The sequence below is a fragment of the Streptomyces sp. NPDC001401 genome, from assembly GCF_042895385.1.
Lineage (GTDB): Bacteria > Actinomycetota > Actinomycetes > Streptomycetales > Streptomycetaceae > Streptomyces.
Window position 1 is genome coordinate 58,569 of record NZ_JBIAWI010000013.1, and the last position, 19,943, is coordinate 78,511.

At 69.9% G+C, this 19,943-nt stretch carries 18 protein-coding genes; 7 read left to right on the plus strand and 11 right to left on the minus strand.

Annotated elements, in window-relative coordinates; translation table 11 throughout:
- The first annotated feature begins 1,093 nt into the window (after positions 1–1,093).
- Together ACFY10_RS35340 and ACFY10_RS35345 are read left to right on the plus strand one after the other, a co-directional pair.
- Positions 1,094–1,237 (plus strand): hypothetical protein, encoded by a 144-nt coding sequence (locus ACFY10_RS35340; protein ID WP_390669321.1) that lies wholly within the window; start codon positions 1,094–1,096, stop codon positions 1,235–1,237.
- Positions 1,216–1,509 carry an MMPL family transporter gene (locus tag ACFY10_RS35345; RefSeq protein ID WP_390669322.1) on the plus strand — a complete coding sequence of 98 codons (294 nt, stop codon included), beginning with the start codon at positions 1,216–1,218 and terminating at the stop codon, positions 1,507–1,509. The genes ACFY10_RS35340 and ACFY10_RS35345 overlap by 22 nt, the downstream gene beginning before the upstream one ends.
- A 570-nt stretch (positions 1,510–2,079) precedes the next feature.
- Here the strand turns inward: ACFY10_RS35345 and ACFY10_RS35350 are convergent.
- Genes ACFY10_RS35350 through ACFY10_RS35370 form a run of 5 tightly spaced genes read right to left on the minus strand, consistent with a single transcriptional unit; the run spans position 2,080 to position 8,101 of the window.
- Positions 2,080–2,424 (minus strand): DoxX family protein, encoded by a 345-nt coding sequence (locus ACFY10_RS35350; RefSeq protein ID WP_390669323.1) that lies wholly within the window; start codon positions 2,422–2,424, stop codon positions 2,080–2,082.
- A complete protein-coding gene (locus ACFY10_RS35355; protein ID WP_390669324.1) occupies positions 2,421–4,388 on the minus strand; it encodes an acetoacetate--CoA ligase in 1,968 nt (655 codons plus the stop codon). The genes ACFY10_RS35350 and ACFY10_RS35355 overlap by 4 nt, the downstream gene beginning before the upstream one ends.
- Positions 4,385–5,968 (minus strand): bifunctional 3-(3-hydroxy-phenyl)propionate/3-hydroxycinnamic acid hydroxylase, encoded by a 1,584-nt coding sequence (locus tag ACFY10_RS35360; protein WP_390669325.1) that lies wholly within the window; start codon positions 5,966–5,968, stop codon positions 4,385–4,387. The genes ACFY10_RS35355 and ACFY10_RS35360 overlap by 4 nt, the downstream gene beginning before the upstream one ends.
- 19 nt (positions 5,969–5,987) lie before the next feature.
- Positions 5,988–6,926: a fumarylacetoacetate hydrolase family protein gene (locus ACFY10_RS35365; protein ID WP_390669326.1), complete on the minus strand. Its 939-nt coding sequence runs from the start codon at positions 6,924–6,926 to the stop codon at positions 5,988–5,990.
- Positions 6,927–6,955: 29 nt separating this feature from the next.
- A complete protein-coding gene (locus ACFY10_RS35370; protein ID WP_390669327.1) occupies positions 6,956–8,101 on the minus strand; it encodes a VOC family protein in 1,146 nt (381 codons plus the stop codon).
- A 134-nt stretch (positions 8,102–8,235) separates the two neighbouring features.
- Here ACFY10_RS35370 and ACFY10_RS35375 point away from each other — a divergent pair, with 134 nt between their 5' ends.
- Positions 8,236–8,871 (plus strand): TetR/AcrR family transcriptional regulator, encoded by a 636-nt coding sequence (locus ACFY10_RS35375; RefSeq protein ID WP_390669328.1) that lies wholly within the window; start codon positions 8,236–8,238, stop codon positions 8,869–8,871.
- Positions 8,872–8,882: 11 nt separating this feature from the next.
- On the opposite strand, the gene ACFY10_RS35380 is transcribed toward ACFY10_RS35375, so the two are convergent.
- Together ACFY10_RS35380 and ACFY10_RS35385 are read right to left on the minus strand one after the other, a co-directional pair.
- The gene (locus ACFY10_RS35380; protein ID WP_390669329.1) at positions 8,883–9,668 is read right to left on the minus strand and encodes a DUF2993 domain-containing protein; all 786 of its coding nucleotides are present in this window, start codon (positions 9,666–9,668) and stop codon (positions 8,883–8,885) included.
- A 36-nt stretch (positions 9,669–9,704) separates the two neighbouring features.
- Positions 9,705–10,343 (minus strand): TetR/AcrR family transcriptional regulator, encoded by a 639-nt coding sequence (locus ACFY10_RS35385; protein WP_390669330.1) that lies wholly within the window; start codon positions 10,341–10,343, stop codon positions 9,705–9,707.
- 184 nt (positions 10,344–10,527) lie between these two features.
- On the opposite strand from ACFY10_RS35385, the gene ACFY10_RS35390 reads away from it, so the two are divergent.
- On the plus strand, positions 10,528–12,141 hold the full coding sequence (locus ACFY10_RS35390; protein ID WP_390669331.1) for an MFS transporter: 1,614 nt from the start codon (positions 10,528–10,530) through the stop codon (positions 12,139–12,141).
- 569 nt (positions 12,142–12,710) lie between these two features.
- On the opposite strand, the gene ACFY10_RS35395 is transcribed toward ACFY10_RS35390, so the two are convergent.
- From ACFY10_RS35395 to ACFY10_RS35410, 4 genes are all read right to left on the minus strand, one after another.
- On the minus strand, positions 12,711–13,337 hold the full coding sequence (locus ACFY10_RS35395) for a TetR family transcriptional regulator (RefSeq protein ID WP_390669332.1): 627 nt from the start codon (positions 13,335–13,337) through the stop codon (positions 12,711–12,713).
- A 113-nt stretch (positions 13,338–13,450) separates the two neighbouring features.
- Positions 13,451–14,539, minus strand: a complete 1,089-nt coding sequence (locus ACFY10_RS35400) for a catalase family protein (protein ID WP_390669333.1) — start codon at positions 14,537–14,539, stop codon at positions 13,451–13,453.
- Between the two features lie 28 nt (positions 14,540–14,567).
- A complete protein-coding gene (locus tag ACFY10_RS35405; RefSeq protein ID WP_390669334.1) occupies positions 14,568–15,908 on the minus strand; it encodes a Dyp-type peroxidase in 1,341 nt (446 codons plus the stop codon).
- 13 nt (positions 15,909–15,921) lie between these two features.
- Complete coding sequence (locus ACFY10_RS35410) at positions 15,922–16,530, minus strand: hypothetical protein (RefSeq protein ID WP_390669335.1); 609 nt, start codon at positions 16,528–16,530, stop codon at positions 15,922–15,924.
- 275 nt (positions 16,531–16,805) lie between these two features.
- On the opposite strand from ACFY10_RS35410, the gene ACFY10_RS35415 reads away from it, so the two are divergent.
- Genes ACFY10_RS35415 through ACFY10_RS35425 form a run of 3 tightly spaced genes read left to right on the plus strand, consistent with a single transcriptional unit; the run spans position 16,806 to position 19,683 of the window.
- Complete coding sequence (locus ACFY10_RS35415) at positions 16,806–17,981, plus strand: DUF4331 family protein (protein ID WP_390669336.1); 1,176 nt, start codon at positions 16,806–16,808, stop codon at positions 17,979–17,981.
- Positions 17,978–19,060, plus strand: a complete 1,083-nt coding sequence (locus tag ACFY10_RS35420) for a hypothetical protein (protein WP_390669337.1) — start codon at positions 17,978–17,980, stop codon at positions 19,058–19,060. Before ACFY10_RS35415 ends, ACFY10_RS35420 begins: the two co-directional genes overlap by 4 nt.
- A 29-nt stretch (positions 19,061–19,089) precedes the next feature.
- Positions 19,090–19,683 (plus strand): TetR/AcrR family transcriptional regulator, encoded by a 594-nt coding sequence (locus tag ACFY10_RS35425; RefSeq protein ID WP_390669338.1) that lies wholly within the window; start codon positions 19,090–19,092, stop codon positions 19,681–19,683.
- Positions 19,684–19,943 lie beyond the last annotated feature (260 nt).

Below are 19,943 nucleotides of genomic sequence, written 5' to 3' on the forward strand. Positions count from 1 at the left end.
GATGGACTGCTGAGCAACGCACCGATGCGGCCTACTGGTTCGCGGTTGGTACGGGCCGCTGCAAGTCGCCTGAACCTCGCTGGCGGCAGTGGATCGGCTGAGTCTGTCAGACGGCGGGGCGTACACGGTCTCACGAACGAGCAGCCAACCCACGATCAAACACCGCGGTGACGCTCCGCGACCGCTCCCCAAGATCTGTGCCAGAGCCCAAATGACGTCGTCGTAGCCAGCGGGATCCTTTGCGTCGGTAAGGAACTCCGCTGCGGGTGAGTTCTAGGCCGAGACCGAGACCTGCGTTGACGTTCTCACCGTGATCCCCGACCCCCGGCGGGACGGGTCTGCTCAGCTCCGTAGTGGACAGAAGGATCAGGAAGAGCTGGGAAGGAGTCGGACGGGCTCGACCATGAAAAGTTGCCTGACCTGCAGAAACAGGAAGATCACGACCGGACTCGGAAGATCACGGAAGATCCTCAAAGGACTCATAATCCGTCGGCCGTGGGTTCGAGTCCCACCCGCCCCACCTGCGCAGGGCTCTGACCTGCGGAAACGTTCATTTTGTCCTGTCGGATCGTCAACTTCGCCTGAACGGACTCAATCCGCTGCTCGTGGGTTCGGCATCGTGGCCAGTGTCGATGGTGCGTGTGGCTCTGACCTGCACGGATGTTCTGGTTCGCAGCGGTTGAGCCTGCGGTACATGGCTCCTGCGGCTCGTTGGGCACCGAATTCTGGACGCTGGCTGGACGCGAGGAAATCGGAAGGGATAGTTCCGGAGTCGAGTCGTCCATGTTGCCCCGGAGGAGCGGAGCCGGTGCGGCGTGGTGGCAATGGGCTCATGCAGTTGCCGACGAGGCCGATCGGCGCGAGAGAGAAACGGCCCGTACTGAAAACGGCCCAGATCGCACGCCTCTCACCCTCGCCAGCCTGACCGCACCCTCTCTCTCACCCCTTGACGGGAGGCGCGCCGGCTCGGTGGGTGACCCACGCGCATCGGTCTCCCCGATCCGAATCGCCCTGACGCTGGGTAGCGCCCCTTGCGTGACGGCTGGCCGAGCCCGCCTTCCGCCGCCGCAGACTCGTCCTCGTCCTCTGGGCCGTGGTGATCGCCGCAGTCGTGGCAGGTCTTGGCATCGCCGGTGAGGACACCGACGACACGTTCACGAACCCCGGCTCGGGGTCCCAGCAGGCTCTCGAACCCCTCGGTCGGGTGCGTTTCGAGTGGTCGCTGCTGCCGCGTTGATCATGGTGGCGGTCTTCGCCGGCTTTGTCGCGACGCAGGACGCGATCGTGAAGCCGATCGCCTTCGCCCTGGACTTCGGGGTTCTGGTCGACGCCCTCCTGATCCGGATGACGTTCGTGCCCGCAGTGCTCCTGTGGGTCGGCCGCCGCGGGTGGTGGCTGCCGCGCTCGCTGCAGAAGATCCTGCCGAACGTGGACATCGAAGGACGTGATCTGCCCAAGTCGGCCGCGCAGCCCAGGGGGACACCCGCCGCTGCCCCTCAGCGCGACTGACGCGGCCGGGCGCAGAGACAGCGCGTCCGGGGCCTGTCGAGCCCAGCTGTCTCGCAGGCCCCGGACGTCGGCGCGAGCCACCCCGGCCTCGGAGGGGAGGAGGCCGGGGTGCGATGGCGACCCGCGGGGGAGCCGGGGTGAGGACAGCCGCCGCTCGTCGGTCAGCCGCGGTACCTCGGCGAGGAGCCTGTTGAGGACGACCCCCTGGCCGAGCCGGTGCGCCCGTAGCATCGCGGTGACGGGCGTACAGTGCTGGGCCGGCCGACGGGCGCGTTCCACGTCGGCCGGCGGTGGTTCGATGTCACCCGGCTTGATGCCCAGTTCCAGTCCGGTCAGCACGCCGACGACATGTTTCGCGATGTTCTTGGCGGTCATCCGGGCGAGGTCCGGGGCGGTCCAGAGCTCTGGAACCTCACGCCGCAGGCATCGCGCCACCTCTGCGATCAGCTCGTCCGCTCTCGGTGCGAGCTCACGCGCGACACGGGCCATGAGGCCATCGGCCGTGACGTCGGCGCTTTCGACGGTACGCCGTGCAGCATGCCTGAGTCATCGGCGAACCTTCGGACGATGTCAGCCCAAGGAGACCGCCGCCCCTGCGTACGCCAGCGCCGCCACCGCCAGTACGGCCGCCGGGACGGCCCGGGGCGGCGGGTCGCCGTGGCGCAGGTGGACCACCGCCGCCGCGGCCATCAGCAGGGCGAGGCCTGTCGCGGCGGCTACGCCCAGTGGCGTCCAGGCCAGACCCGTCAGCAGACCGGCGACCCCGGCCACCTCCAGCGTGCCGACGACGCGATAGAGCCGGACCGACATGCCGAGATGGGCCGCCGCCTGGCGCATGAACGGCACCGCGGCGAGCTTCGCCAGCCCCAGCGGAAGGAAGACCAGGGACAGGACGACGGCGAGCACGATTGTCATGAGGAGGACCTGCCCTTGCGGCGCTCCTCGCCCAGCCGGGCGTAGTGGTCGATGAGATCGGGGTCATCCACGGTGGCAGGGTTGACGACCTGCTCCACCGCGGCACCCTGGAGCAGCCGCTTGATCGGGACCTCCAGCTTCTTGCCGGTGCGGCTGTGCGGGATGCCGGGCACTTCGAGGATCTCGTCGGGGACATGGCGGGGCGAGGCGCCGGTGCGGATCGCGTCGCGGATACGGTCGCGCAGGGCGTCGTCGAGTTCTACGCCGGCCGCCGGGACGACGAACAGCGGCATCCAGTAGCCGCCGTCGGGTTCCTCCGCGCCGATGACCAGCGCCTCGGTGATGTCGGGGAGGCGTTCGACGACGTCGTGGATGTCGGCGCTGCCGAGCCGGACGCCGTTGCGGTTGAGCGTCGAGTCGGAGCGGCCGTGTATGACGACCGAACCGTGCGAGGTGAGCGTGATCCAGTCGCCGTGCCGCCACACTCCGGGGTACGCAGAGAAGTAGGTGTCGCGGTAGCGGGTGCCCTCCGGGTCGTTCCAGAGGTACAGCGGCATCGACGGCATGGGGCGGGTGACGACCAGCTCGCCGACCTGGTCGACGACGGGGAAGCCCTCGGCGTCGTACGCGGCCAGCGCCACACCCAGGTGCGGCGCGGACAACTCCCCGGCCCAGACAGGGGTGTTGGGTGCGCTGCCCGCGAAGCCGGAGACGATGTCGGTGCCGCCGCTGATGGAGGCCAGCAGGACGTGTTCGCCGACGTGTTCGCGGACCCAGGGGTAGGCGGAGGCGGGCAGGGCGGAGCCGGTGCAGCCCACGACGCGGATCGACGACAGGTCGTGCGCGGACGGGGCGATGCCGAACTTGGCCATGCCCAACAAGTATTGAGGGCTGGTGCCGAAGACAGTGACACGGTGGCGGGCGGCCAGCTCCCACAGGACGTCGAGCTTGGCGAAGGGCGCCGGGCTGCCGTCGTAGGTGCAGGTGGTGGCGCCCGTCAGGAGGGTGGAGACGACCAGGTTCCACATCATCCAGTGGGTGGTGGTGTACCAGAGCAGACGGTCGCCGGGGCCCAAGTCCGAGTGCAGGCCCAGGGTTTTCAGGTGCTCCAGCAGCACGCCGCCGTGGCCGTGGACGATGCCCTTGGGCAGGCCGGTGGTGCCGGAGGAGAACACGACCCACAGCGGATGGTCGAACGGCACCGGCACACAGGTGAGTGGCTCGGTGCGGGTCGAGGCATCCTCCCAGGGGATCACCAGCGACGGGTAGGCCTGCGAGGGCCACGGCAGCCCCACGTGGTCCACCAGCAGGGTCGCCTTCAACGTCGGCAGCGCGCCGGCCAGTTCGAGGACGGCGTCGCGGCGATCGTGGGTGGTGCCGTTGAAGAGGTAGCCGTCAGCCGCGATCAGCACGGTGGGTTCGAGCTGGGCGAAGCGGTCGGCGGCGGCCTTGGGGGCGTAGTCCTGCCCGCACACCGACCACACGGCACCCAGACTCGCTGCGGCGAGGAACGCGACGATGGCGTGCGGGGTGTTGGGGAGGTAGCCGACGACCCGGTCGCCCTTGCCGACGCCGAGGTCGCGCAGGGTGGCGGCGACGGAGGCCACGAGGGCACGCAGCCGTGCGCCGGTCACCTCGTATCCGGAGCCGGTCTCGTCGAGGGCGAGGATCGCCGCGTCGTCGTCGCGGACGTTGCGCAAGGCGTGGTGGGCGTAGTTGAGGGTGGCGCCGGGGAACCAGCGGCCGCCGGGCATGGTCTCCTCGGCCAGGACCTGCTCGTAGGGGGTGTTGGCGTCGATGTCGAAGTACTCCCACACCGCGGCCCAGAAGCCCTCCAGGTGAGTGACCGACCAGCGATGCAGGGCGGCATAGTCGGTGCCGTCCACACCGACGTAGCGGGCGAAGTCCGCGATGCGACTGGCGGCCGCCGTCTCCGGATCGGGGGTGAAGAAGGGCGTGCTCATCGCGTCGTACTCCTCAACAGGCTTTTCGGGGCCGTCCGTTCGAAAGGAACAGGGCTTCGAGTGGTGTGCAGCAGGGACGCCCAGGCGGCGGTCGACGTGAAGTCGCGGCCACCCGAGGGGACGACGTCGATCACGACGCGGTCGGGCCGCAGCAGGACCGCGTCTGCGCGTCCGGCACGCAGCCAGGCGGCGAGGGTGCCGTCGTCGCCGAGGTCGGCCACCGGGATCGCGTGCACGCCGAGGCTGTGGGCGAGCGCGGTCAGGGAGGGGCCGGGTTCGGAGGCGGTCAGCACGGCGAAGGAGTCGCCGAGCACGTCGTCGAGACGGGTAGGCCGTCCACCGACGCTCACCCACGGTTGCGGACAGTGCGTGCCCGCCAGGCCCCGGCGGATTCCGCGCCGCACCAGCGGTCCGGCGGTCAGGGGCGGGCTGAGGTCGCGGCCGGCCAGCTCGGTCAGGCCGGGTATCCGGCAGGCGGCGGCCAGTGCCCTGCGGCGGAGGGTGGCGGCGCTGTCCTGACCGCCGGTCATGGCCCAGCCCATGGCGACAGCCAGCCGGACCACATGGCGGGCGTGCGGCTTGCGTTCGCTCTCGTAGGTGTCCAACAGCCGTTCATCGCTGCCCTGTAGGAGGACGCGGGCGAGCTTCCAGGTGAGGTTGTGGGCGTCCCGGAGGCCGGAGCACAGGCCCTGTCCGACGAACGGCGGGGTGAGGTGGGCGGCGTCGCCGAGGACGAAGACCCGTCCCTTGCGCCAGCGGTCGGCGACACGAGCCCGGAAGGTGTACTGCGTCTCGCGGACGACCTCGAAGTCACCGTCGTACGAGGTCGGCAGCCACGGGGCGATCAGCTCGCGGACCGTCTCCTGCCCTTCGCCGAGCCGGAATTCCCAGCGGTAACGGTTCTCGCTCACGCGCATGAAGGTGGCCGGCCGGGCCGGGTCGCAGACCTGGTCGACCCCCTCCCAGCAACGGACGGGGCCCGTCGTATCGACGTCGATGACCTTCCAGCGTTCCTCGAAGCGCAGGTCCTCCCACACGCCGCCGATCGCCTCGCGGGTGAGGCTGCCCGCGCCGTCGCAGCCCAGGACGGCGTCGGCCCACAGCTCATGCTCGCCGCCGTCCTCGTCACGGTAGGTCACCCGGACCGGGCCGGTGGTGTCCGGGCCGACGCCGGTGACCTCCACGCCGCCGCGCAGTTCGCACTCCGGGCGCCGGTCCAGGGCGTCGCGCAGTACGCGTTCCAGTTCGGGCTGGTCGAACATGCTGGACTGCGGATAGCCGTGGTGGCCGTGCGGGGTGCGGCGGAACTCGGCCATCACCCGGTGCCGGGAATCCAGCAGCCGCAGTCCACCCGCCGGGCGGGAGATCGCGGTGAACTCCTCACCGACGCCCGCGGCTTGGAGGATGCGGTGGATCTCGTCATCGTTGGCGACGGCGCGGGGGAGCGGGTAGATGTCCCGGTGGCGTTCGAGGACGACACTGCGGACTCCGCGCCGGGCCAGGAGGAGGGCGGCGGTCACGCCCACCGGCCCGGCCCCGACGATCACGACGGGCACACGTGCGGCTTCATCGACGGTCATGTGCGGCTCACCTCGGGTGTCAGTTCGCGGCCGCGACGGGCGTACGCTGCTCGCCGAGGTCGATGCGGCCGTCGGGGGTCGCGATCGTCGCCGTGATCACATCGCCCGGGTTCAGGTAGTGCGGGTTCTTGGCCTGGCTCTTGAAGAAGGCCTTCCACTTCACCGCGGGAGGCAGCAGCGCGCCGATCTTCTCGACGGCCTTCGGCGGGGCCTTCAGGGCGGTGCCGCCGGGGGTGCCGGTGAGCAGCAGGTCGCCGGCGTCCAGGGTCTGGAATCGGGCCAGCAGGGTGAGTGCCTGTGCCGGACGGACGATCATGTCGGCGAGGGTGCGGTCCTGACGCAGCTCACCGTTGACGCTCAACTTCAGCCGCAGATCGAGGAGATGGGTGAAGTCCTCCAGCTCCAGCAGCGTGAGGTGCGGGCCGGTGGGCGTGAAGGTGGGGTACGACTTGCTCTCGTAGAACTGCGTCTTGGTCAGCTGCACCTCGCGGGCACTGATGTCGTTGGTGATCACCAGTGCGGCGACGTACGACGGCAGGTCCCGCTCCTCGACCACGGTGCCGACGGGCAGCGGCGCACCCATGACGAGCCCGAGCTCGATCTCGTAGTCGAGGAACTTCACGTGGGAGGGGCGGACGACGGCGTCGCCCGGGCCGCTGACTGAGCCGGACGCCTTGCGGAAGAAGGCGGGCGGGATCTCTCCCTTGAAACCCGAATCGCGGGCGTGGCTGCGGTAGTTGACCATCTGGGCGACGACCCGGCAGGGGGTGGTGACCGGCGAGAGGGCCACCAGGTCGGCGACGGGCGTGCCCGCCTCACCCGAGAGGGCCGCCTCTCGTACGGCGTCCCGGTCGGCGAGCAGTTCGGCGGTGGTGGCGGCCTTGGTGTCGACGGGGACGGCGTGGTCACCGCGGACGACCCACCAGCCGTCGGCGGTACGCAGGACATCGGTACTCATGTCAGTGCCTTTGTGAGGGAGTCGGGGGTTCAGGAGTTGGCGGCCTTGAGCAGGCCGAGCAGGCGTGCCGGGTCCATCTCGTTGTCGCCGCGCAGGGCCTCGATGACATCGCGGACGCGTTGCGGGGAGGGGCTCGCGCCGAGGAAGTCGCGGGTGGCCGGCGGGCCCCACTGGGCGAGGCCGCTGGTCGACATGGGCGCCCAGCCGGGTTCGACGTCGCTGGAGAACAGGTCGCCGTCGGCGAAGTGCTCCAGCATGAAGTGGTCGGGGTCGCGCCAGTAGTCGAAGAGCTGGCTGCCCTGGATGTGCCTGCCGATGCCCCAACTGCGCTTGTAGCCACGCTCCTTGAGGTACTCACCACCGGCGGCCATCGAGTCCAGGTCCGTGACCTGGTAGGCCGAGTGGACGTATCCGGTGCCCGGCCCCAGATGCATCGCCAACGTGTGATGGTCGGCCGGCACGCCGCCCAGATCACAGCGGATGAACGCCATCGTCGGACCGCGGCCGCGCTGCCCGTCCAGGAACAGGAAGTCGGACACGATCATCCCGAGGGTGTCCAGATACCAGTCCAGGGCCTGGCCGAACACCCGTGTCTCCAGCACCACGTGGCCGAGACGCTGGATGCGCGAGGGCTCGCGCGGCGGGCGTTGGGTGGTGTTCGTACGACGGTGATCCGTGCCGAAGTTGAGCAGCAGCGGTCGCTGTTCCGGCAGTGCCGGGAGCTGTTCGCCGCAGTGCACGACCCGGACCGGGAAGCCCGAGGGGTCGAGCAGGTCGACCACCTTGCCGCCGCCGGGGACGTCGGAGTCCCGCACGGACGATCCGGTGGCGCGGGCCAGCCGGTCCAGGTCGCCCCGCTCGGCGGCGCGAAACGCCGGACCGATGAAGTGGGACGTGCGGCCGCGCCGGATCACCATGCAGGGCGAGCCGCCGAAAGTGCCCCGCAGCCACAGTTCGGTGTCGGTGCGGGCCGCGATCTGGAACCCGAAGTCCCGGGCGAAGACCTCGGCCCGGTCCAGATCGGGCTTCTGGAACTCCAGCCAGGCCAGGTCGGCCACCTTGATCACCGGGTTCCGGGAGCGACCGGGGTGTTCGCCCCGCAGGGCGCCCTGCTCGCTGTGGAGGTCCTGGTGGGCCGTGATGACGCCGGCCCCCTTGACGCGGATTTCAGACATGGTGCCCTCCGAGCAACATTGCCGTAATGAGGAAATCATCAACTGTGACAGTTCTGTCGTCAAGATGTTCGCGGCAGGAAATGATGAATTCATCAGGACTGCGATCACCATCGCCCGGCGGTTAGACTCTGCGCATGTCTACGTCAGCCCCGCCCAGCAACCGGTTCGAGCGGCGTCGCGCAGAGACCCGCAGGGCTCTTGTGCGAGCGGCCCGGCAGATACTCGCCGAGAGCGGTGACACCAGCGCGAGCATCCAGGCGATCGCCGAGCGCGCGGACGTGGGCTTCGGCTCCTTCTACAACCACTTCGACTCCAAGGCGGAGTTGTTCGAGACGGCAGTGATCGACGCCTTCGAGGAGTTCGGGCAGGCCTTCGACGAGCATCTGACGGGGATCGACGACCCGGCGGAGCTGCTCGCGGCCGGCTTCCGGCTCAGTGCCCGCATGGCCGACTCCCACCCGGAGCTGATGCAGGTCCTGCGCCGCCGTGGCCTCGGGCACATCCACTCGGGCAACGGCCTGGCCCGACGCGCCCTGCGCGACCTCCAGGTCGGCATCGCCTCCGGCCGCTTCACCACTCTCGACCCCGTGGTCGCCCTGTCCGCACTGGGCGGAACCCTGCTGTCCCTGGTGGAGCTGCGCTTCGCCCGCCCCGAGGTGGACGGCGACGAGGCCGCGGTCAACCTCGCCGAGATGGTCCTGCGCATGCTGGGCCTGTCCGCGGACGACGCCCACGAGGTGGCCCGGCGCCCGCTGCCCGACCTCGACTGACCGCCCTGCCTCTAGGCACTCGACGACGAGTCCGGGCGGAACGTGACCGAGCGGCCGGTGAAGCGGGCGTCGATCCCGTCCTCGGTGGTGGTCACCGACCGCAGACGCAGCCCCTCGGGGATGTTCCGCAGCGGAATGGGCTGGTCCAGGGCCTTGTCGAGCAGTGATTTCAGCGGGGGGAGCAGTTCACCCTGCTCCGCCCGTACGTCCGTGAAGGCGATGCGGTTGCCGCTCGCCGCAGAGACGGCCGCGCTCACGGTCACGTCACCGACAAGCGGCAGACTCGCGGTCGCGTCGACCCGGCCGGACTCGTCGCCCTGCGACACCTGCACGCCGAGCGCGCTCGACACGTCGGCGTAGGACAGGAACGCGGTCGCCGTGACGCTGTCCGCGTGAGCCTCGTCGGCGCTCCCCGAGGTCTTCAGCCCGTCCATCCCGACCGTCAGCCTCGTCACCGGGAGCGGCCGGGTGGTGCCGCCGGCTGGAATGTCTTGGGCGGTGAGGTCGACGTGGTCAAGGCGGCCCTCGGCGAGCTGGGTCAGCACGGGAAAGCCCCTGACGTGCACCGATGGCCGATCGGCGGTCCCCATGCCGTCCTGGAAGGCCTCGGCCGTACGGCTCTCCGCGCGCGCCGCGGCGATCCGGTCGACCGCGACGGCGCCGATCAGCAACGCCGCCACGGACGCGACGGCGATGATCAGGCGTCGCCTGGTTCGGGTCGGGGGGCTCACATACACGGCGCCGTCGCCGTAGTAGGGCTCGCCGACGTCCTCCTCGTCGTGGTGGGGCTGGTACATGGTTCTCCTCTTCGAGTGGTGCTTGGGAAAGTTCGCCTATGCGGCGTCGCCCTCGGGCCGGACGAGCCCGTGGACACATGTCGCCGCGCTGTCGCCGGCCACGCCCATCGCGATCAGGGCGGCGGTCGCGGTGCCCGTGCCGTCGTCGCTCCAGGCCCCGCTGTTCACGCAGTCGAGAAGCCCTAGCAGGTGCCCCTCCAGCGCCCGGGTCAGTACGGCCGGCGGAACGCTGGTCTGGAAGGCGCCCTGCCGTTGCCCCCTGCCGATGATCGCCTCCGCCATGTCCCGCGCGGGGCCCAGGACTTCGGCACGCCGATCGGCCCCGAGGTCTTGGGGGGCGAGGCGGAGCAGGATGCGGTAGCGGTCGCCGACGGGCCACACGGCGAGAACGAAACGCGCCAGTTCCGTGACGGCATCCGCCACCGGCACGCGCGGAACCGCGAGCGCCTGTCGCAAAGCCTGCGCGGCCTCCGCCACCAGCCCCTCCACCAGCGCGGCCCGGCCGTTGAAGTGGCCGTAGACCGTACGGCGCACCACCCCTGCCACCTCGGCGATGTCGCTGAGGCTGCTGTCGGGGTCACGGCCGAGTTCCTGCCGGGCCGCTTCGAGGATGCGGGCCCGGGTGAGCAGGGTTCGGCTGCGTTCCGGGGCGGCTGTGACGGGTGCGTGGGTCATGTCGGACCTCCGGTTGACGGGGGAGGGCGACTCGATAGTTGCACATTGACGGGCAATAAACTAGTCTGCACATCAGCGGGCAATTAACCGCCCTGGTGCCGGGCCTCCTCGAGGCCCCGCCTGCACCTCTCCCACCGATCCGCACCCGAAGCCTCCGCTTCACCTCCTGCCGAGGAGCCCGACCATGCCGCTCGTTCCGAACACACCCGTCGAGAAGATGACGGAGCCTTACCACCGGCGCTGGTGGGCCCTGCTGGTCCTGTGCCTGAGCCTGCTGATCGTCGTCATGGCGAACACGTCACTGATCGTGGCCGCCCCCGACATGACCAAGGACCTGGGCCTGAGCAGCAGCGACCTGCAGTGGGTCATCGACGGCTACACCGTCCCCTACGCCGCCCTGATGCTCGTGCTCGGCGCGATAGGCGACAAGTACAGCCGCCGCGGCGCCCTCATCCTCGGCCTGCTGATCTTCGCTGGAGGTTCGGTGATGGGCGGCCTGGTCGATGAGACGAACCTCGTCATCACAGCCCGCGCGATCATGGGTGTCGGTGCCGCCGTCGTCATGCCGGCCACGCTCTCGCTGCTGGTCGCGATCTTCCCGAGGGCGGAGCGCGCCAAGGCGATCACCGCCTGGTCCGCGACCTCCGGCCTCGCCATCGCCGCCGGTCCACTGGCCGCCGGCTGGCTGCTGGAGAACCACGCCTGGGGCTCCACCTTCCTGATGAACGTCCCCGTCGCCGTCCTCGGCGTCGTCGGCGCGCTGCTCCTGGTCCCGCCGTCGAAGGCGGAGGGCATGGGCCGCATCGACTACGTCGGCGGTCTGCTGTCGATCGCCTCGGTCGGCTCCCTGGTGTACGCGACCATCGAGGGTCCGCACTTCGGCTGGGGCGCCGGCCCCATCACCGCGGCCGTCGTCGCCGGCGTGGGCCTGCTGGCCTTCGTGGCCTGGGAGTTGAAGCACCCCAACCCCATGCTGAACGTGCGCAAGTTCACCGAGCGCCCCTTCAGCGGCTCGATGCTCGCGGTGCTGTTCTTCTTCTTCGGCACCTTCGGCTCGATCTACTACTCCACCCAGTTCATGCAGTTCGTCCTCGGCTACAACGCCCTGGAGACCGGCATCCGCCTGCTGCCGCTGGCCGGAGCCGTGTTCGTCGGCTCCGCCGTCACCGGCAAACTCGCCCCGAAGCTGGGCGTGAAGATCGTGGTGGGCACCGGCATGGTCATCGGCACCGCGGGCGTCTTCCTGCTCACCCAGATCGAGACGGCCTCGACCTACACCGACTTCCTGACGCCCCTGCTGCTGCTCGGCTTCGCCATCGGCCTGAGTCTCGCCCCGGCCACCGACACCATCATGGGCTCCTTCCCCGAGGACGAACTGGGCGTCGGCGGCGGTGCCAACGACACCGCCCTGGAACTCGGCTGCGCCCTTGGCATCGCCATCCTCGGCTCGCTGCTGGCCACGTCCTACAAGGACAAGCTCACCGACATGGTCGGCGGCCACCTCCCGGCCGAGGCCATGGACGTCGCCAAGGACTCCGTCGGCGGCGGCATCGCAGTCGCCGAGCAGGTCGCCAAGAACCCCCAGGGCGGCGCCGAGCAGGCCCAGACCCTGCTGGGAGCGGTGCACGAGTCCTTCGCCCACGCCATCGCCCACACCAGCCTCATCGGCGGCATCATCATGGCCGCCGGAACCCTGATCGTCATCGCCGTCCTGCCCGGCCGCAAGCACACCACCAAGCACGGTGAGGAAGAAGCGGCGCCGGCGACCGAGGAGCAGACCGAGACCGTGGGCGCCTGAGCCCCGTACACCGGAGGCCGGAACCCGATTCCGGCCTCCTCCACCCCCAGGACGGGTCGTGCCTTGAGCGGCGCACGGCCCCGGGACGGTGCCGGAAGGGGACACCCGGCACCGTCCCCCCTTTTTTTGTGTTCCAAGGCGTGCAGGCCGGCCTCGACGAGGTCCGCCGTGTGGCCAAGTCCTCCGCGTACGAGGCGCGCATCATCGAAGAGCTAGTCCAACCGCTCGGGGACCCGGTCCGACGGGCCGAGTGGACCTATCCGTACCGCGTGGCGGCACTGGCCCGGCTGTACCGCATCGCCACGACGCTGGCCCATCGCAAGGGTGCCCTCCTGAAACTCCTCAGATCACTTGCACAGGGCGGTGTGACCTTCGGGACCTGGGAGAAGCAGATCGAAGCCCTGGTCAAGGCCGGCCCTATCCCCGAACTTTCGGAACTGGAAGGTTCCCTTCCGGCGAAGTTCCTGCGTAAGATAATTGCACATTTAAGGGTAAGTAATGAAGTGGGGGTGTACACAGGAGGACCCCGGCGCTTCGCACCGGGGTCACGTCGGACTGTGGGGGCGAACTCACGCCTCGGCGGCGGCCACCTCGTCGACCACGATCTGCGCCCGCTTCTCCGGCACCCCGGCCGCGACGAGCGTGGTGACGGCCACCCGGGTGCCGTCGTCCTCCAGCGCCCCGGTGTTGACCTCTTCCAGCAGGGCGACCGTCATCGCCTCCAGGCCGACGCTCAGCACCGGGGCCGGCAGGTGGGTGTGGAAGATCCCGTCCCGTTGTCCCTGCTCCAGGACGGCCGTGACCCTGACCCGGGCGGGCTCCAGGATCCCGGCGACCCGGTCCATGCCGAGGTCCCGTCGAGCCAGCGCCAAGAGCATCCGGTAGCGGTCGCCCACGGGCCAGAGCGCCAACGTGAAGTGGGCGAGCGCCCGGTCCGCCGGTTCCGTCGCGCCTGCTCCTACTGCAACGGCGGCCTGGAGCGCCTCCGCAGCCTCCTCGGCCAGCGCGTCCAGCAGTGCCGTCCGCCCGGGGAAGTGCCCGAACAGCGTGCGCCGTACGACACCGGCGGCGCGCGCCAGTTCCTCCAGGGTGATGTCGGGATTCCGCCCCAGCTCCTGACGCGCGGTGGCCAGGATGCGAGCCCGGTTGGACCGAGCGTTGCGTCGCTGGGGCACACGGCCGACGGGCTGGGACACGAAAGGAACCTCGAAGAAGCCGGAACGGAGAACGGACTTCTCCATTCTGGCATGCAGGCCCCGACCGATCCGCGGCTGCATCCGGGATCGGTCGGGGCCTGGACAGGCGGGAATCAGGCGGGCAGGTCCTTGATGTCGGAGGGCTCCTGCGGCTCGATGCCGTTGAAGCGGTGCCGGAAGTCGCTGGAGGCGGGGTACGCGGCGCGGCGGGAGCGCATGATCGAGCCCAGTGGGCGGTGGGCCTCCAGGGCGTGCCAGGGGCTGAAGGACAGGACGTCGTCGGCGTAGCGGCGGCGGGCGTCGCTGTAGGCGTCCTGGGCGGGCAGATGCAGCACGGCCACGGTCTGGTGCGGTGACAGTTCCTCGGGCCACAGGACCGAGGCGTCCTCCACCGGCATCCGGTCGATGTCCGTGCACAGTTGGGCGCGGATCTCGTACTCGGCGCTGTTGTCTGCGAAGAAGTCGATGACGAGGTCGCGCAGGGCCGACTCGCCGGCCTTCTTGTCGACGTGGCGGCCGGTGAGGGCCCTGACATTCGCCGAGCGGGGCGCGGCGGACATCTTCGCCACGTGGTCGCCGTAGCGCAGCGCGGCCATGGAGTGGAAGGTCTCGCCGAGGATGTGGTCGTTGGCGGCGGCCAGGGTCTCGACGGCGGGCGGAAGCGGACGTCCCACCCGCGTGAGGGCCTTGGCGGCCACCCGGGCGGCCGCGCCGGTGAGCTGGAGCTGCTGGTCGCTCTGGCCGGGCTGTTTCTCCAACAGGCCCTGGAGTTTGGCGTATTCGGCGATGTTGCCGAAGGGCAGGGTGGGGTGGTTGACGAGGAGGAAGTCCTGGGTGGTGAAGCCGTCGTCGAGGGCGCGGGACCCGGGGGCGCCGATCACCTTCATCGCGAGGCCGCGCTGGACGGGCACCTGGTCGGAGCGCAGGTCGCCGGGGGCGGAGGAGAAGCGGACGATCACCGGGTAGGTGGCCGGTGCGGCGAAGAGGCCCTGGGCGAGGTGGGCGGGCAGGTCGGGCTGGATGCGCAGCTCACCGGCGAGGACGCCGTGGCTCTTGGCGTGGGCGTCGCGCAGGCCGTGGCGGTGTTTGTCGGCGACCTGCTGGTTGGCCTTGCCCATGGCCGCGACGACCTGGCGGACGAGTTCGTCCTCGTCCGGAAAGGGCTGTTCGAGGTCGGGGCTGTAGGGGACGTACGAGGTCATGGGGAGTGTCTCCGCGCGGGGGTGGGGGTCAGTTGCTGCTGAGCCAGCGGATGGCGGACAGGCTGGGCATGAAGAAGTACTCGCCGCCGAGGAGGGTGTTGAAGGACTGGATGTTCTGGACCCGGCGCGGCGGGGTTCCGGGCACGGTGAAGTAGGCGCCCTTGTCCTGGAGCGAGATCATCGGGTCCTTCTCCTTGCCCAGGCCCATGAAGTTGCCGGAGCCGACCCATTCGCTCTGCAGGAACTCGACGTTGTCGATGGCCCGGGCGCCGAGGGCGATGAAGTCCAGGCCGCGCGGTGTGCCGTCGTCCTTGAGGCGATCTGGGGGCAGCGGGGTGCCGTAGGAGGTGCCGCGTCGGATGATCCGGCGGATGTTGACGTCGCTGAGGACCGTCAGCTTGGTGTCGCGCGGGTTCATCCGGCGGATGTGGGAACCGAGCGGGGTGCGCAGCCCGCGCGGGTCGGCGGAGTAGTCGAAGTCGTTGATCCGCTTCGGGTCCTCACCGATCGCGGGGGTGTCGCGATCCGGGGTCAGGGCCAGGGGCGCGCCGCTGCGCCAGCGGCCGACCAGCTTGGCCGCCAGCAGTTCGCGTTCGGCCTCGGTGGAGGCGTTGTCGTGCAGCCACTTGTTGAAGGCCGCGACATGGGAGTGGTACTTGCGGAAGACGACGTACGTGCCGTTGCGGCCCAGGACGTCCGGAGCCGGTACGGGCAGCGGCACACCGGTCTCGCTCGGGTGGCCGAGGACGAACTCCCCGGCCTTGATGGGCCGTCCGTCGCCGGGCAGGGGTTCGGCGCCGCTGCCCTCGACCACCGGCTGGCTGAAGCCGTCCCGGTAGCCGAAGACGTTGAACCCGTCGGCCGCGAAGTCCTGGTGCGACAGCAGCCGGACGCCAGGGACCTCGCCCAATTCCTTTTCGTAGGCGGCGACTTCGGCCCGCCAGTCGTCCTCGCTCGCGGCATACACCGTGACGGCGACGTGCACGCGCGGGGTGCCGAAGGGGAACTCCCAGCGGTCCGGCGCGTTCACGCCCGTGTCCCGCAGCCGCTCGGCGCGAGCCGCCATCCCGGCCCGGAAGTTGGCCGGGAAGGAGGCCAGTGAGGCCTCCGGCAGCCCCAGTGCGACCAGACCCTGGTAGCTGAGGGCGAGGGCCAGCCAGGACGGCTGCGGCTCGTCCCAGCGGGCCGCCGAGGTCACCCGAGGGGCCAAGCGGCGCAGCAGTTCCCTGCCCGCGGCCGGTTCGGTGATCTCCAGGATCGCGTGGGTGCCGAAGTAGGGCTCGGGCCGGGCCCGCAGCAGGGTCGCCTGGATGTCATCGAGGTCCAGGGTGGGCGGGCGGCGCAGCCGCCGGAACAGCGGGGAAGGCATGGCGTGTCTGCCTTCAGTTGAGGTCCGACAGGAAACGCTGCACGGTGGCCTCCTGCCGCTTGAGCCGGTGGCCTTCCGCGACGGTGAGGTTGGGGTGGGCGACGAACCACGCCTCCGCCGGGATCTGGTACTTGACGATGAACTCCTTCACGTCCGGCGAGGTGATGCCGGGCCAGCCCTCGACGTTGCTGAACAGGTAGTCCATGAACTCGGGGATCTTGGTCGCGAAGTCGTCGATGTACGGGTCCCACTCGCCGTCGAAGGCGGTCGCGAACAGCAGCTTCGTGTCGTTGTCGAGGAACACGAACCGCATGTTGTGCAGGGTGCCGACCTGACCGGCGCCCGCCAGGTTCCCGCCGACCAGGCCGAAGAACTTCCGCAGTCGCGCGGCGCCGTTCGGCTTCAGCGGCAGGATCGTCGTCAGCTCGGACACCTCACCGCTCTTGGCGCCGATCCGGCCCGCGGTGGTGACGGCGTGTTCGGCCATCTCCCCCTTGTCGGCGAGGATCTCGGCGGCCTTGAGCTTGAGGGCGATCTTGGCGTCCGACAGTGCAGTCTCGACCTTCTCGCGGACCGCATCGGGGAACTGCTGGAACTTGGCGTGCAGGTCTGTCTCGCTCATGGCGCCTCTCCTTGGGCGTGGGCGGCAGCACTTCACTTACCGCCACAAATAGGTCATCGCAGGGTGACGTGCAAGCGGGAGGGAACCCGCTTTCTGACCACCTCCGCATAACTGATTACATCATCAGTTCGCTGTTCCGGCTTGTCAACGCGCTACTCGCAGGTAGTCACATGGCTCACGCCGCTATGAGACAGATTGACTCACAGCGCCTCTGTGAGTCATCGTGTCTCACAGGTGGCGCACCTCGACCCACCCATCACTCGAAGGAGTTCCCGATGGCGGATCACTTCTCCGGACCGCGCATCCTCTTCGACCCTGCGTCCGACGTCGCTGACGTCTTCGCCTTCCCCAGCCCGGACCGCCCCGGCTGCCTGGTACTCGTCCTCGACGTGTTTCCGGCCGCCGCTCCCACCGCGCTGTTCTCCGACGCGATCACCTACCGCTTCCGGGTCCGGCCGGTCGCCCCGGCGGCAGATCGGGCCGCGTTCACTGTCGGCGACACCGAGTACGGCCTCAATTTCACCTTCGCCACGCCCGGTCGGATCCCCGGCGGCGACGAACCCCTTCAGATCGGCACCTGCACGACGTCCAGCGGTGAGGAGGTCCTGTTCCTGGTCGGCGGCGAGAAGCCCACCGAGGCCGAAGGGCTGAGGATCTTCGCCGGACCACGACTCGACCCGTTCTTCATCGACCTCGCAGGCGTTCTGGCCGCCGACGCCACGCAGAAGCTGGCCTTCCGTCCCGGCGCGGACAACGTCCTCGAAGGGATGAACGTGCTGAGCATCGTCGTCGAGGTGGACCCCGAGGTGGTGTTCGGCCTGGACTGCGGCCCCCTGCTCGGCGTCGTCGGCGAGACCGTGACCTCCGGCGGGCGCCCGGTCCGGCTGGAGCGCATGGGCCGCCCCGAGATCAAGAATGTCGTCCTGGCGAGCAAGAGCTACGACCCCGTCAACAGCGACCTGGAGATCCGAGACCTCTACAACGAGGAGGACGCCTTCGCTGTGCGACCGGACTACGCCGGGGTCTACCGGGCGCGGTTCGACGCCAACCTGGCCTTCTTCGACCGCCTCGACGGAGAGCTCGTCTGGCCGCCGGACGACCAAGGCACTCACCCGCTGACGGAACTCCTCCTGGCCGACTTCCTTGTCGTCGACATCTCCAAGCCGTTCGCCGAGGACAGCTGCTTCGAGATCGAGACCGCGCTGCTCGCCGGACGCCCCCACGCGACCTGCGGCGGCCGTGCGCCCAACGACGACATCGTGGACACCCTCTACACACTCCTGGTCAACGGCGTCGACGGCCCGCGCATCAGCGACGGCGTCGACCAGGCCACCCGGCCGGCCACGCACGATTTCCCGTACCTCGTAGCCCCCAACCCGAACCCGCCGGACCTCATGACGGTGATGACCGCGCTGCTCGCCCCGCCGGAGCCTGAGGTGGAAGCGGCATGACGGGCCAGCCCGTGCGCGCCGACCAGGAACCGGTCACGACCAACGGCACCCTGGCCCTGGTGAACCTGTCGGCCCAGATCGACGGCATGGCGGCGCCCGTAGGCCGGGCGGGCTCGACCGCGCCACTCGCCGTCGCACAACAGGCGGTCCTGGTCGACCTCCTTACACTCCGCGGACACCTCCTGGGTCGCGTCGCCGACTACGAGCGGGCCGCACGGCTCTCCGAAAGGAACGCACCTGACGACAGTGCCGCCCTGCTGGCCCGGGCCCGCACCCGGGCGACCCTGCACCGGTTCGCCGAGGCCATGGCCGACCTCGACGGCGCGGGCCGGGCCGGCGCGGAGCAGGCCGCCCTGGACGCGGAACGGGCGTCGATCCTCCAGGCGGTCGGCGGTCATGCCGAAGCCCATGCCCTGCTGCGGAGCACGGCGCCCCATCCGTCCGATTTCACCATGCTGTCGGCGCTGGCCGTCTTCCAGGCGGAGCGGCGCGAGACCGCCGAGGCGGAGCACCTCTTCGAAGAGGCGCGCGCCGCTCACCGGGGCGTCTCGCCCTTCCCGCTCGCTCAACTGGACTTCCGCCGCGGGGTGATGTGGTTGCGCGAAGGCGACCTGCCCACGGCTCGGTCCTGGTTCGACGCGGCCCGGCGCCGGGTGCCGGGCTACGCACCGGCGACCGGCCATCTCGCCGAGGTCGACCTGCTCCTGGGTGACCCCGAGACCGCTGTCGCCCGCCTGCGCCCGCTGATGGAGACGAGCGACGACCCCGAGTACCCCGCACACCTCGCACTCGCCCTGCGCGCGGTCGGACGTCACCAGGAGGCTCGGCCGTGGCGGGATCGAGCGGCGGAACGCTACGAGGATCTGGTGGCACGTCACCCGGAGGCGTACGCCGATCACGCCGCCGACTTCTGGCTCATGGTCGGAGGCGATGTCGACAGAGGGCTCCAACTCGCCCTTCAGACTCTGGTCATGCGCCAGACCAGCCGCTCGTACGCCCTGGTCAGGCGCGCCCGCGAGGCAAGCCGGGGACTCGCCCACGACGCCTCCGGACCGAGACACCCTGCGACTAGCATGTGAGGCAACTTGTCTCACACGAAGGGTGCCACATGCCGGAGGAGCGAGCCGATCCACGCCAGGTGCGCAGCCGCGAGGCCATGGTGACCGCAGCCACCACGCTGCTCACCGAGGGCGGCCTGGAGGCCGTCACGCACCAGGCGGTTGCCGCCCGCGCCGGAGTCGGCCGGGCCACGGTCTACCGTCACTGGGCCGACCTGCTCGGTCTCCGTCTGGCGGCACTGGAGGCAGGTATGCCGCCCCTGTCACCGGCGCCCGAGGACGTGCGGGCGGCGTCCGGTGCCGAGCCGCGCGCCGAGCTGGTCCATTACCTGCGCCAGCTCGGCGAGCGGCTCGACGACGCCCAGGCCGGGGCCGTTCTCGCCGCCGTACTGGGCGGGGCGCAGTACGACGACGGGATGCAGCACCTCCGCCAGACCCTGTTGACCCAGATCGTTGACTCCCTGCGCCCTGCCGTCACCGCAGCCGTCGCCTGGGGGCGCCTGCGCGACGACGTCACGGCCGAGACGTTCGCCATGACGACCGTCGGGCCACTCGTCTATCAGCGGTTCCTCGTGGGCGCCCGGCTTGGTCACGACATGGTGGGCGCGGTGGTGGATGCGGCGCTGCGGGCGTGGGCGCCATAGCGATTCCAGTTCGACCGGGATCCCCAGCCACAGCGGCGCGTTGTTGCTTGCACTCGTGTCCTATGGCCATCGAAGCTCTGCCCCCGTACTGGGGCAGAGCTTCTGAGCGTTGGTAGGTGAATCCGCTGCGGGCGAGTTCGAGGCGCACTCCCGAGCTGGGGCGATCGTCTCGGAAGCTGGTTGGGCATGTCCTTCCAGGCCCCGTTCTGGACGCAGGTTGGACACAAGGATCGGAAAAGACTGACAAGGGCTGAGAAGGG